The 13,636-nt window shown below is 59.8% G+C and carries 12 protein-coding genes; 4 read left to right on the forward strand and 8 right to left on the reverse strand.

Translation table 11 applies throughout. From position 1 onward, the window contains the following. Nucleotides 1-785 precede the first annotated feature (785 nt). From BFP92_RS19045 to BFP92_RS19075, 7 genes are all read right to left on the reverse strand, one after another. Entirely contained in the window at nt 786-1,502 is a 717-nt protein-coding gene (locus tag BFP92_RS19045; protein ID WP_065930655.1) for an ABC transporter ATP-binding protein, read from the reverse strand. Then, complete coding sequence (locus BFP92_RS19050) at nt 1,499-2,374, reverse strand: ABC transporter ATP-binding protein (protein ID WP_017136078.1); 876 nt, start codon at nt 2,372-2,374, stop codon at nt 1,499-1,501. The genes BFP92_RS19045 and BFP92_RS19050 overlap by 4 nt, the downstream gene beginning before the upstream one ends. Beyond that, nucleotides 2,371-3,648, reverse strand: a complete 1,278-nt coding sequence (gene livM, locus BFP92_RS19055) for a high-affinity branched-chain amino acid ABC transporter permease LivM (protein ID WP_065930656.1) — start codon at nt 3,646-3,648, stop codon at nt 2,371-2,373. Before livM ends, BFP92_RS19050 begins: the two co-directional genes overlap by 4 nt. A gap of 2 nt (nt 3,649-3,650) precedes the next feature. Beyond that, nucleotides 3,651-4,565, reverse strand: a complete 915-nt coding sequence (locus BFP92_RS19060; RefSeq protein ID WP_017136076.1) for an ABC transporter permease subunit — start codon at nt 4,563-4,565, stop codon at nt 3,651-3,653. A gap of 201 nt (nt 4,566-4,766) precedes the next feature. After that, nucleotides 4,767-5,903 carry a branched-chain amino acid ABC transporter substrate-binding protein gene (locus tag BFP92_RS19065; protein ID WP_065930657.1) on the reverse strand — a complete coding sequence of 379 codons (1,137 nt, stop codon included), beginning with the start codon at nt 5,901-5,903 and terminating at the stop codon, nt 4,767-4,769. Nucleotides 5,904-6,277: 374 nt separating this feature from the next. Then, nucleotides 6,278-7,561 (reverse strand): L-pipecolate oxidase, encoded by a 1,284-nt coding sequence (locus tag BFP92_RS19070; RefSeq protein ID WP_065930658.1) that lies wholly within the window; start codon nt 7,559-7,561, stop codon nt 6,278-6,280. A gap of 144 nt (nt 7,562-7,705) precedes the next feature. Continuing rightward, complete coding sequence (locus BFP92_RS19075; RefSeq protein ID WP_065930659.1) at nt 7,706-9,196, reverse strand: L-piperidine-6-carboxylate dehydrogenase; 1,491 nt, start codon at nt 9,194-9,196, stop codon at nt 7,706-7,708. Nucleotides 9,197-9,349: 153 nt separating this feature from the next. Between BFP92_RS19075 and BFP92_RS19080 the strand changes: the two genes are divergently transcribed. From BFP92_RS19080 to nadE, 3 genes are all read left to right on the forward strand, one after another. After that, entirely contained in the window at nt 9,350-10,240 is an 891-nt protein-coding gene (locus tag BFP92_RS19080; protein WP_065930660.1) for a LysR family transcriptional regulator, read from the forward strand. Between the two features lie 235 nt (nt 10,241-10,475). Further along, on the forward strand, nt 10,476-11,690 hold the full coding sequence (pncB, locus tag BFP92_RS19085) for a nicotinate phosphoribosyltransferase (RefSeq protein ID WP_065930661.1): 1,215 nt from the start codon (nt 10,476-10,478) through the stop codon (nt 11,688-11,690). Between the two features lie 3 nt (nt 11,691-11,693). After that, a complete protein-coding gene (gene nadE, locus BFP92_RS19090) occupies nt 11,694-12,521 on the forward strand; it encodes an ammonia-dependent NAD(+) synthetase (RefSeq protein WP_065930662.1) in 828 nt (275 codons plus the stop codon). 136 nt (nt 12,522-12,657) lie between these two features. Here the strand turns inward: nadE and azu are convergent, their stop codons facing one another. After that, entirely contained in the window at nt 12,658-13,104 is a 447-nt protein-coding gene (gene azu / locus BFP92_RS19095; RefSeq protein ID WP_017138443.1) for an azurin, read from the reverse strand. A 333-nt stretch (nt 13,105-13,437) separates the two neighbouring features. Here azu and BFP92_RS19100 point away from each other — a divergent pair, with 333 nt between their 5' ends. Beyond that, nucleotides 13,438-13,620: a hypothetical protein gene (locus tag BFP92_RS19100; protein WP_017138444.1), complete on the forward strand. Its 183-nt coding sequence runs from the start codon at nt 13,438-13,440 to the stop codon at nt 13,618-13,620. Nucleotides 13,621-13,636: the final 16 nt, after the last annotated feature.

Consider the following 13,636-nt stretch of genomic DNA (forward strand, 5'->3'; position numbering starts at 1 on the left):
AAAAACAGCCAGCAGAATGCCCTTACGCCGCGATTGCGGCAACCGCTAAGCGCATAACTTCATGCACGACTGGCTGTTTTTTGATCACCCCAAGCAAAGCCTTACAGAACGTGGCTTGCAGCCATATGCACGCAGGTTATCCACAGCTGCGCCCACAGTCTTTGGGGGCAAGTGTAAAAAGCCCCAGGCCGCTCTATACAAGGCTTACAGACGGTTTTAGAAAGTTTTTTGCTTGACCTTGGCCGGGGCGTATGTAGCCCAATGGCAAGAGGGAAAATCCGAACGATGGCTCCAGGCCAGTCATTCCGGCCCCTGCGGCGGTCTTTCCAGAGTTTAGTCACAGACTTATCCACAGGCTGATCCGACATAAATCAGTCATATACCTGTGTCTTTAAACAGGTTGACAAAGCCCTCGGCAGGCCAGCAAAAACCGACTGATCAATAAACAACCACCACGCTGCAAGCCACGGTTTTAAAGGCTTGCAGCCAGCTACTCCCACGTTACCCACAGCCGGTTCCACAGCGGATGGGGACAAGTCAAAACTGTGACAAAACAGGGATTTGCGGCGGCTATATGTCGCGCTTTGGAGGTGGGCTGGATTTGTTTTCCACAATTTGGCGGGAGCACTGAAAACACCCCAAAAACACATGTGGATGATCGTTGGATGATCGTTCCCACGCTCCGCGTGGGAATGCAGCAAAGGACGCTCCGCGTCCCCAAGCGTGACGCAGAGCGTCACAAGCGGCATTCCCACGCAGAGCGTGGGAACGATCAGGGGCAGGGATCAATGCCCGCCGAGGTAGGCGTTGCGCACTTCCTCATTCACCAGCAATTCCTTGCCGGTGCCCGTCAGGCGAATCTCGCCGTTGACCATCACATACGCCCGGTCCGACAGGCGCAGCGCGTGGTTGGCGTTCTGTTCCACCAGGAAGATGGTCATCCCGGTGGCCGCCAGCTCGCGCAGTGTGGCAAAGATCTGCTTCACCACAATGGGCGCCAGGCCCAGGCTCGGTTCATCCAGCAACAGCAACTTGGGCCGGCTCATCAGCGCTCGAGCGATGGCGAGCATTTGCTGCTCGCCACCGGACATGGTCATAGCGCGCTGGGTGCGCCGCTCCTTGAGCCGCGGGAACAGAACGAACATGCGCTGCATGTCTTCCTGCGCATACTTGTCACCAATCGGGATGGTGCCCATCAGCAGGTTTTCCTCGACGGTCATGTCGGGGAACACCCGCCGCCCTTCCGGCGACTGCGCAATGCCGTTGGAGGCAATGTAGTGGGACGACTTGTGGGTAATGTCGACGCCGTTGTACAGAATCTGCCCGGACTCGGCGCGCGGCTGGCCGAAAATCGACATCAGCAGCGTGGATTTACCCGCGCCGTTGGAGCCGATCAGGCTCACGGTTTCGCCTTCGTTGATGTGCAGCGAGACTTTTTTGAGGGCCTGGATCGGGCCGTAAAACACGTCCAGGTCCTTCATTTCGAGGATAGGCGCACTCATACCAGCTCCTCTTCGTCTGCGCCCAGGTAGGCGGCGATCACTTTCGGGTCGTTGCGGATTGCATCCGGGCCGCCTTCGGCGATCACGTTGCCGTGGTCGAGCACCACGATGTGGTCGGAAATACTCATCACCATGCCCATGTCGTGTTCGATCAGCACCACCGTGAGGTCGTGTTCGTCGCGCAGCAGGCGAATCATCGCGCTGAGGGCTTCGGTTTCCTGCGGGTTGAGGCCGGCTGCCGGTTCGTCCAGGCAGATAATTTGCGGCCGCGTGCACATGGCGCGGGCGATCTCCAGGCGGCGTTGCTGCCCGTAGGAAAGCTCACCGGCCAGGCGGTTGGCGCAATCCACCAGGTCCACCACTTCGAGCCAGTAAAACGCGTGGTCGAGGGCATCGCTCTCGGCCTTGCGGTAGCCCTTGGTGTTGAGAATGCCCGCCAGCATGTTGCGGTTGACCCACATGTGCTGGGCCACCAGCAGGTTTTCCAGCACCGACATTTCCTTGAACAGGCGAATGTTCTGGAAGGTCCGCGCCAACCCGGCGCGGTTTACCAGGTGGGTGCCGCCGAACATCTTGTAGTACACGCGGCTGAAGAAGCTTTTTGGCGAAACGAAGTCGACGGCCTTGAAGCGTTCGCCGAGCAACTGGATCACATTGGTCTGTTTGCCGCGAATGTTCAGTTCGATCTTGCCGCCGCTGGCTTTGTAGAAGCCGGTGAGGCAGTTGAACACCGTGGTCTTGCCGGCGCCGTTGGGGCCGATCAGGGCGAAGATCGAGTTGCGTTTGACCTTGAGGCTCACGTCGCTCAAGGCCTTGATGCCACCGAAGTGCATCATCAAATGTTCCACGGAGAGCACGACTTCCTTGCTCATGGCGCCACTCCTTTACGTGGGGTCACACCGGTTCGGCTGATGCGGATCAAGCCGCGCGGTCGCCAGATCATCATCACCACCATCAACACGCCAAACAGCAGCACGCGGTATTCAGAGAAGCTTCGCAGCAGTTCAGGCGCAACCGTCAATACGAACGCCGCAATCACCACACCGACTGTCGAGCCCATGCCGCCCAATACCACGATGGCCAGGATCAGCGCCGACTCGAAGAAGGTAAACGACGACGGGTTGACGAAGCCCTGGTAGCTGGCGAAGAACACCCCGGCCAGGCCCGCAGTCGAGGCGCCGATAGTGAACGCCGAGAGTTTGACCAGCACATGGTTCAGGCCCATGGAGCGGCAGGCGATTTCATCTTCGCGCAAGGCTTCCCAGGCGCGGCCGACCGGCATGCGGGTCAGGCGGTGCTTGATGTACAGCACGGCCAGCACCACCAGAAACAGCACGATGTAGATGAACATGAACTTGATGTTGGGGTTGTAATCGATGCCGAAGAACTCGTGGAACGGAATCCCGCCGTCCTTGGCCTTGCGCCCGAATTCCAGGCCGAGAAAGGTCGGCGAAGGCACTGGCATACCGTTGGGGCCACCGGTGAACGACAGCCAGTTGTTGAGCACCAGGCGGATGATTTCACCGAAGCCCAGGGTCACAATGGCGAGATAATCGCCGTGCATTCGCAGCACCGGGAACCCGAGTATGCAACCCGCCAGCGCCGCAGCGATGGCCGCCAGAGGCAACACACTCCAGAAACCCAGGCCCAGGTATTGGTAACCGAGTGCCAGGCCGTAGGCGCCGATGGCGTAGAACGCCACGTAACCCAGGTCGAGCAAGCCGGCCAGGCCCACCACGATGTTCAGGCCAAGGCCGAGCAACACGTAGATCAGCCCGAGGATGACCACGGTCAGCAGGTACTTGTTGGCGAAGATCGGGAACACGATGGCGATCACGATCAATGCCGGGATGATCCAGCGCAGCCGCGACTTGTAGTCCGGCGGCAACACGTGCACGCCGGAGCCACTGCTCTCGAAGCCCTGCAGGACCTTGATGCCCTTGGGGGTTTGCAGGAACAGGCTCAAGGCAAAGCGCCCGATCATCACAATGGCAACCAACGTGGCCACCCGCGCAGGTTCCAGGTTGAAGCTGTAGCCGTCGAGCACAACGCCGACGATCGGGCCGAACACGATCAACGAAATCAGCCCGGCAAGGACCGTATCGACCACACTTTTCTTGATATCGATAGATTTGGCAGCAGACATGTTTACACCTTAGCCACGAGTGGGCGACCAAGCAGGCCCTGAGGACGGAAGATCAGAATCACCACCAGCAGGGAGAAGCTGAACACGTCTTTGTAGTCAGAGTTGATCAACCCCGAGAACAACGACTCGGAGATACCCAGGATGATCCCGCCCAACATCGCCCCAGGCAGGGAGCCGATGCCGCCGAGTACCGCTGCGGTAAATGCCTTGATGCCGATGATGAAGCCGGCGTAGAAGTCGAAGGTGCCGTAGTTGAGGGTGATCAGCACGCCGGCCAGGGCGGCCATGGCGGCACCGATGACGAACACGTAGGAGATCACACGGTCGGTGTTGATGCCCAGGATCGAGGCCATCTTGCGGTCTTGCTGGGTGGCGCGGCACATGCGGCCGAGCTTGGTGTATTTGATGATGTAGGTCAGCAGGCCCATGCCGAGAAACGCGGCCACCAGGATAAACACCTTGGTGTAGGTCAACTGCACGAAGCCCGTGCCGATATCAACGCGCCAGGCGCCGGCCAGCAGGGTTGGAATACCTTGTTGTTTCGCGCCCTGAGCGATCTGCGCATAGTTTTGCAGGATCAGGGAGATACCGATGGCGCTGATCAGCGGTGCCAGTCGGGTGGAGTTGCGCAGCGGTTTGTAGGCGACACGCTCGATGACCCAACCATAAACGCCGGTGACGACCACGGTGAAGATCAAGGTGCCGAGAATGAGCAGCGGGAAGGATTCGATGCCGAAGTAAGCCAGCAGTGCCAGACTGATCGCCGCGAGGTAAGCGGAAATCATATAAACCTCGCCGTGGGCGAAGTTGATCATGCCAATGATGCCATAGACCATTGTGTAGCCGATGGCGATCAGGCCGTAGACCGACCCGAGGGTCAGGCCGTTGACCAGTTGCTGCAGGAAAATACCATCCATAACGCAATCTCACGCGGTGAGCACCTGCACACGGGAGGGTGCGCGGTGCTTCTGGAGGAAAAGACAGATATCGATCACGACACAGTTCCCCTGTGGGAGCGGGCTTGCTCGCGAATGCGGTGTGTCAGAAACACATTCAACGACTGACACTCCGCCTTCGCGAGCAAGCCCGCTCCCACATTGGTTCCGTGGTGCTTGTTCTTACTTCTGCTTTTCCAGCTGGTGGTATTTGCCGTCTTTATCCCACTGGTAAACCACATAGTCGGAGACTTTCAGGTCGCCCTTGGCATCCCAGGTTTTTTCACCCATCACGGTTTTCACCGGGTGAGCTTTCAGCCATTTGGCCGCGTCCTCGCCTTTGTTGGACTTGGCGCCGTTGAAGCCGGCGGCCAGGGCTTGCAGCGAGGCATAGGCATACAGGGTGTAGCCTTCTGGCTCGTAGCCGGCTTTGCGGAACTCTTCCACTACGGCCTTGCTGTCTGGCAGCAGACGCGGGTCGGCGCCGAAGGTCATGTACACGCCGTCTACGTATTGCTTGCCGCCAGCGGTGGCAACCAGTTCGTCAGTCACTACGCCGTCATCGGACATGAACTTGACGTCCTTGAGGCCGGCTTCACGAATCTGGCGAACCAGCGGGCCGGCTTCAGGGTGCAGACCACCGAAATACACGACGTCAGCGCCCAGGGAGCGGATTTTGGTAACCAGGGCGCTGAAGTCTTTCTCGCCACGGGTCAGGCCTTCTTCCAGCACTGGCTTGACGCCGCGCTTGGTCAGTTGGGCAGCGGTGGCATCGGCCAGGCCTTTGCCGTAGGTGTCCTTGTCGTTGATGACCGCGACTTTCTTGCCCTTGAGCACGTCGACGATGTAATCGCCGGCGACGATGCCCTGCTGGTCGTCACGACCACACATGCGGAACATGGCGCCCAGGCCGCGTTCGGTCACTTGTGGGTTGGTAGAGCCTGGAGTGATCGCGATGATGCCCGCTTCGTCGTAGACCTCGGAGGCGGGAATGGTATTCGACGAGCAGAAGTGCCCGACCACGCCGATCACTTTGTCCTGATCCGCCAGACGGTTAGCCACGGCTACGGCCTGCTTGGGTTCGCAAGCATCGTCACCGGCAACCAGCACGACTTTCTCACCGTTAATGCCGCCGGCCTTGTTGATCACTTCGGCTGCCGCCTGGGCACCCTTCATGTACTGCTCACCGAACGAGGCGTTGGCGCCGGTCATCGGCCCCGCAACGCCAATCTTCACATCAGCTTGAACAAACGCAGAAACACCCAGCGCCGCTGCAACGGCGAGGGCCAGAAAACCTTTCTTGTAAAACGTCTGGGACATGAGTGGTGCTCCGAGGTTTTTGTTTATTGGCACTACGAATTCGCGTCAAACTTTCACAGGAAAGCCCAGAGCAAGGCGCGTGCCATTACTTTTTTATTCTTCAAAAAGACACGGTGTCATTGTTATTACAGGCGTTTCGACTCCCTTTGCCAGTACGTGCAACCGTCTAGCATCGAAAGGTGCAACCAATGGATCCAAAAAGTACAACCCTGGCAGGTCGCACCTGCAACCGGATGCCTAAACGACAGTTCCTACAGCTGTAACAATGTGCGTAACGGAACTGCACATTTACAGTGCGTGATTGCTACGACTTGCACCAATACAGATTAGTAGCCTGCTAAGAAAATGCAGGCTTCTGACAGCTATTTCGCTGATCAGACCACGATCCGCAGGCATTGCCCGGCGTGATACAGCGAAAATCCGGCTTCATACAGGCAGCTGCGCAGGCCCACCCCGGCCAGCGGTTGCATCGGCGCAAACGGAATCGGCAGCGCCTGTGGGTTGTGGTGACACAAGTAGTCGGCAAAGGCCTTGCCCACCACACTGCCGGTGGTCACGCCGCGCCCGTTATAACCGGTGACCGCGACCAGACCGGGGGCCGGCTCGAACAGGCGCATCAGGTGGTCCGGGGTAAAGGCGATGCAGCCGGTCCAGGTGCACTCCCACTGCACCGATTTGAGGTACGGGAAGTAATGCTGCTGCACCCGATCGGCCCACGCCTTGAGGAACCACGTCGGTTTCTGGTTGCCATTGCCCAGGCTGCCGAGTAACAAGCGGCCATCCGCGTCGCGGCGGATACTGCTTAACACCTGGCGTGTATCCCACGAGCCCTGCCCGCCGGGAAGGATGTGTTGCGCGGCTTCGTCCGTCAGCGGGGCCGAGGCGACCTGGTAGTAGTAGCCGGGAAAGAAGTTGCGCCGCAGCTCGGTCCATTCGCCTTCGGTATAGGCGTTGGAGGCGATCACCACTTGCGCCGCCTGCACTGAACCCTGGGCTGTCTGCACCGACCAGACTGCACCTTGGCGTTCAAGCTGGGTGACCGGCGAATGATCGAACAGTTGCCCGCCAAGTCCCACAGCCGCATTCGCCAGGCCAGTGGTGTAGGCCATTGGGTTCAGGGTGCCGGCACGCCGGTCCAGCAGAGCGGCGGCGATCTTTTTGGTGCCGGTGGCCCGTTCGCACGCCTGGCCCGTCAGCAGCTCGACGGGGGCGCCACGGCGCTTCCACTGTTCTTCGCGACTGCGCAAGTCCGCCTCGCCACGGGTGTTGTGCGCCATGTGCAAAGTGCCCTCACGGCGCAGTTGGCAATCAATTTTGTATTTGTCGATCAGGCTGAACACCAGCGACGGCGCCGCGCCCAGCATGCGGTTGAGCTGGCTGCCCACCGCTTCGCCGAAACCCGCTTCGATCTCGTCCGGCGGGATCCACATACCGGCGTTGACCAGCCCGACGTTACGCCCCGAACCGCCATGGCCGGTGCGATGAGCCTCCAGCACGGCGACGCTTTTACCTTGCTCCAGCAAGTGAATCGCGGCGGACAAACCGGTAATCCCGGCGCCGATCACGCACACATCGACCTTGACCTCGCCCTTGAGCGCGGCGCGATCGGGCCGGCCCGGGGTGAGTTGTTCCCACAAACATGTTTCGCGCAGTGCCATTGCCAGACTCCGGGATGAGTTCACCACCGCTCGTTCCCACGCTCTGCGTGGGAACGTAGCCCTGGACGCTCCGCGTCCGCTTTTCGTGACGCGGAGCGTCACAGGATGCATTCCCACGCGGGAGCGTGGGAACGATCAGCCGAGTCAGTCGAAGGTAATGCCCTGCGCCAGCGGCAGCTCCAACGAGTAGTTCACGGTATTGGTCTGGCGACGCATATACCCGCGCCACGCATCCGAACCCGACTCACGGCCGCCGCCGGTCTCTTTCTCGCCACCAAACGCGCCACCGATCTCCGCGCCGCTCGGGCCGATATTGACGTTGGCGATGCCGCAGTCACTGCCCACCGCCGACATGAACTGCTCGGCTTCACGCACGTCGGTGGTGAAGATGCACGACGACAGGCCTTGCGGCACGGCGTTGTTCAGGCGCAACGCTTCGGTGAAGTCGCTGTAGCCGACCACATACAGAATCGGCGCGAAGGTTTCGGTGCACACCACGTCGCTTTGCTCGGGCATTTCCACGATCGCCGGCGACACGTAGTAGGCATTCGGGAACGTGTCTTCCAACTGGCGCTTGCCGCCAAACACCTTGCCGCCCTCGCTCAAGGCTTGCTCCAGGGCGTCCTGCATATTTTCGAAGCCGTGCTTGTCGATCAGCGGGCCGATCAGGTTGCCTTCCAGCGGGTGGCCGATGCGCACTTTGGAATACGCGGCTTTGAGGCGGGTGACGATGTCTTCCTTGACCGACTCATGGGCGATCAAACGGCGCAAGGTGGTGCAACGCTGGCCGGCAGTGCCGACAGCGCTGAACAGGATGGCGCGCACGGCCATGTCCAGGTCGGCGCTTGGGCCGAGGATCATCGCGTTGTTGCCGCCCAGCTCGAGGATGCTGCGGGCGAAACGGGCGGCGACTTTCGGCGCCACTTCGCGGCCCATGCGGGTGCTGCCGGTGGCGCTGATCAGCGCAACGCGCGGGTCATCCACCAAGGCGGCACCGGCGTCACGGCCGCCGATGATCACTTGGCTGAGGTATTCGGGGGCGCCGTCGAACTTCTTCAGTACGCGCTCGAACAATGCCTGGCAGGCCAAGGCGGTCAGCGGGGTCTTTTCCGAGGGTTTCCAGATCACCGAGTTGCCGCACACCAGCGCCAGCGTGGTGTTCCACGCCCACACCGCGACCGGGAAGTTGAAGGCGCTGATCACGCCGACCACGCCCAGCGGGTGCCAGGTTTCACGCATGTGGTGGCCAGGGCGCTCGGAGGCGATGGTCAAGCCGTACAACTGACGGGACAGGCCCACGGCGAAGTCGCAGATGTCGATCATCTCCTGCACTTCGCCCAAGCCTTCCTGAGTGATCTTGCCGGCTTCCCACGACACCAGCTCGCCCAGGTCGGCTTTATATTCGCGCAACACATCGCCGAACTGGCGCACCAGCTCGCCGCGACGCGGCGCCGGCACCTTGCGCCAGGCCTCGAATGCATGCTCGGCGCGACTGACCTGCTGCTCCACCTGCGCGGCACCTTCCCAGTGCACATTGCCGATACAGCTGCCATCAATCGGCGAATGCACGGGCTGTTTGCCCGACTGGTACAGCGCCGGGTTCACCCCGAGACGATCAAGCAATGCGGCAACCATGGGTCACTCCTTCAAACTCAAACAGAAAATTCGCGCCGCCACAGACACGGCGATCCAGACCTTATTTGTAGCTGGCCCAAGACTTGCCAACAAACGACGATTAGGCGAGATATCATTCCGTTTACTCATGCAAAGAATAAAAAGAGGCGCGCCGTGCTGAACAAAAGACATTTGCCCTCGATCACCGCCCTGCAGTGTTTCGAAGCCGCCACCCGCCACCTGAGCTTCACCCGCGCGGCCGAGGAGCTGAACCTCACGCAAAGCGCGGTGAGCAAGCAGGTGGCGCAGCTGGAAGAATTGCTGCAACACCTGTTGTTTCGCCGGGTACGCCGCCGCTTGCAAATGACCCCGGCGGGGGATTTGTACCTGGTGGAAGTGCGAAAAATTCTCACACAAGTGGAGATGTCCACTCACTACCTGCGCTCCTATGGCGGCGAGACCGAAGTGCTGCGCGTGTCCACGCCCTACACCTTCGGCGCGCGCTGGCTGGTGCCGCGCCTGAAAGGTTGGCGCCTGCGCCACCCGCAGATCCACCTGGACCTGTGCAACGAGCAGGAGCCGGACGAGTTGCTGCAAGGCAAGGCCGACATGGCCTTCTACTTCGGCCAGGGTTCACGGCCGGGCACCGAGAGCCTGAAACTGTTCAGCGAAGAGCTTGTACCTGTGTGTGCGCCGGAGAGCCTGCCCGCGCAGCCGTTCACCGACCCCACGCAACTGAGCAACCTGGTGCTGCTGCAGAACGCTTCGCGACCGCAGGGCTGGCATGACTGGTTCGCCAGCCAGGGCTATCAGACCGAGCACAGTTACCACGGGCCGCGTTTTGATACCTTTTATATGTGCATTCGGGCGGCGCAGGTCGGCTGTGGCGTGGCCTTGTTGCCGCGCTTTCTGGTGGAAGAAGAGCTGGCCGAGGGCAAGCTGGTGATTCCCTGGCAGCATGCGATGCCCAGCCAGGATGCGTATTACCTGGCGTATCCGGAGCATTCGGCGGAGGTGCCCAAGGTGCGTGAGTTTGTGAAGTGGATGATGGAGCAGGTTATTTAGCGTCAGGGATATTGTCTTCGCGAGCAAGCCCGCTCCCACATTTGTCCGAGTTCCAACATGAGAATGCGGTCGAATGTGGGAGCGGGCTTGCTCGCGAAAGCGTCAGTGGCCGCAACAAAAATCCCAAAATGAAAAAACACTGGCAAAACCCCACAGGTCTATGCGCCACTAGCACCATTCCTCAATAGTGCGTAAAGGCCGGCGCCCATCGCCGACCCGTCTGGAGATTCCCGTTATGAGCGAGAGTGTGTTTGCCGATCGCATCGTGCAGAACTTGCTCGACACCGACTTCTACAAGCTGACCATGATGCAGGCGGTGCTGCACAACTACCCGAACGTGGAAGTTGAATGGGAGTTTCGTTGCCGCAACAGTGAAGACCTGCGCCCGTACCTGGCGGAAATCCGCTACCAGATCGAACGCCTTGCGGAGCTGAGCCTGAGCCCCGACCAGCTTGGCTTCCTGGAACGCATCAGCTTTATGAAGCCGGACTTCCTGCGCTTTCTGGGGCTGTTTCGCTTCAACCTGCGCTACGTGCAAACCGGCATCGAAAACGGCGAGTTGTTTATCCGCCTGCGCGGGCCGTGGTTGCATGTGATCCTGTTCGAAGTGCCGATGCTGGCCATCGTCAGCGAAGTGCGTAACCGCTACCGCTACCAGACCGTCATCCTCGAACAGGCCCGCGAACAGCTGTACCGCAAGTTCGACTGGCTGTCCGCCAATGCCAGCAGCGAGGAACTGTCGGAGCTGCAAGTCGCCGATTTCGGCACCCGTCGGCGCTTCTCGTACCGCGTGCAGGAAGAAGTGGTCAGCGTGCTCAAGCACGATTTCCCCGGGCGTTTTGTCGGCACCAGCAACGTGCACCTGGCCCGCGAGTTCGACATGAAACCCCTGGGCACCATGGCTCACGAATGGATCATGGCCCACCAGCAACTCGGCCCGCGTCTGATCGACAGCCAGATCGCCGCCCTCGATTGCTGGGTACGCGAATACCGTGGCCTGCTGGGCATCGCCCTGACCGATTGCATCACCACCGACGCGTTCCTGGGCGATTTCGACCTGTACTTCGCCAAGCTCTTCGACGGCCTGCGCCACGACTCCGGTGACCCGATTCAATGGGCCGAAAAAGCCATCGCCCACTACCACAAGCTCGGTATCGAGCCGATGAGCAAGACCCTGGTGTTCTCCGACAGCCTGACGCTGCCCAAGGCCCTGGAGATTTTCCGCGCATTGCGCGGTCGCATTAATGTCAGCTTCGGTATCGGCACCAACCTGACCTGTGACATCCCGGGTGTTGAACCGATGAGCATCGTGCTTAAAATGACCGACTGCAATGGCCAGCCCGTCGCGAAAATTTCCGATGAAGCGGGCAAGACCCACTGCACCGATCCGAATTTTGTCGCCTATTTGCGCCACGTTTTCAAAGTACCTGCCCTTTCCAGCAAGGAGTGAATCATGCAAGCCGTACAGCGTGAGATTGCGCAGCAGCTCAAGGTCCAAGCACCGTTCAACGACCAGGCCGCCCTTGAGGCCGAAGTGGCGCGCCGCGTAGGGTTTATCCAGGACTGCCTGCGCAATTCCGGGCTCAAGAGCTTGGTGCTGGGCATCAGCGGCGGTGTCGACTCCCTGACCGCCGGCCTGCTGGCCCAGCGTGCAATGAAAGAACTGCGCGCCAGCACAGGTGATGAGGCCTACCGTTTTATCGCGGTGCGCCTGCCCTACGAAACCCAGTTCGACGAACACGACGCCCAGGCTTCGGTGGACTTTATCGACCCGGACGAACGCCACACCGTGAACATCGGCCCGGCAGTGAAATCCCTGGCCAATGAAGTGGCGGCGTTCGAAGGCAAGGCGGCGGTGTCGCGTGATTTTGTGCTGGGCAACACCAAGGCACGCATGCGCATGGTGGCGCAGTACACCATCGCCGGCGCAGCCGGTGGCCTGGTGATCGGTACCGACCATGCAGCGGAAGCGGTGATGGGCTTTTTCACCAAGTTCGGTGACGGTGCCTGCGACCTGGCGCCGCTGAGCGGGTTGGTGAAGAACCAGGTGCGTGCGATTGCGCGGCACTTTGGTGCGCCGGAGTCGCTGGTGGAGAAGATCCCGACTGCCGACCTTGAAGACCTGTCGCCGGGCAAACCGGACGAAGCGTCACACGGCGTGACCTACGCCGAGATCGATGCGTTCCTGCACGGCGAGCCGGTGCGTGAGGAAGCGTTCAAGATTATCTGCGACACCTATCGCAAGACTGAGCACAAGCGCGTCATGCCCTTCGCGCCGTGAGGTAAGCCTGTTAGTCCAGCGGTGTTTGTTAGATCGCCTTCGCGAGCAAGCCCGCTCCCACACTTGACCGCATTCTCATATTGGAATGCGGCCAAGTGTGGGAGCGGGCTTGCCTGCGATGAACGATAACGCGGTGTTACTTGACCACCACAGTGCCTTTCATCATCGAGATGTGGCCCGGGAACGAGCAGAAGAACGCGTAATCCGTACCCGCCGCCAGTTTCGACACATCGAAGGTCACCGAATCTTTCTCGCCAGCACCGATGATCTTGGTATGGGCGATGATGCGGGTGTCGCCGTCTTTGAGGTAGTTCTTGTCGATACCGGCAGCCATGCCGTCGCTGGCAACGCCAGGCATGTCGGCGGCGGAACTCAGCACCCAGTTATGGCCCATGACGTTTTTCGGCAAGCTGCCGGAGTGCTCAAGGTTCACGGTGAACTTCTTGCAGCTCTTGTCGATCGTGATTTCTTTGGTGTTGAAGGACATCTGGTCGGTGGAATCAACAGTGACCGCGCACTCTGCAGCAAGCAACTGGCCGCTCGCCAGTGTCAGCAGGGAAACAGCAACGATTTTGGCAAACATGTGAATCTCCAAGGCAGGGTTTAAAAAACGCGTATTGCGACTAGGGTGCCCCAAGCAGGCTGAAATTCTTATGATCTGAATCAACAGATTGTATACAACTTTAGGCTATCAGACTGATCAACACAATCTACCAGCCAAACAACAGCCACCCGCCTATGATCGCTCCATCACCCACCGGAGCGTCTGCCATGCACTTCAATCAATTCTTAAACGGCCTGTTGGCCGCGTATGCCTGCGGTAAGTGAAGGCCAATCGCGCTGCTAAGCTGCTACCATAGCGACCCAAGGCAGCTGCGTGCCGCCCACCCTCACCTTCGACCCTAGAGGATCGCCCATGGCCAAACCTAATTACTCCTTCGCCAAACGTCAGAGAGACCTGGCCAAGGAGCAGAAGAAAGAGGAAAAGCTGCAACGCAAGAAAGCCGCTGCAGATGAAGAAGCAGGCGCACTGAACCCGGATGCTGAAGGTGAAGTGGCTGCTGATGACACCGAGACACCGAAAGACCCGGCTGAATAAATTTTGTTGGGGTGAG

This window comes from Pseudomonas sp. 58 R 3 (genome assembly GCF_900006605.1).
GTDB lineage: Bacteria > Pseudomonadota > Gammaproteobacteria > Pseudomonadales > Pseudomonadaceae > Aquipseudomonas > Aquipseudomonas salomonii.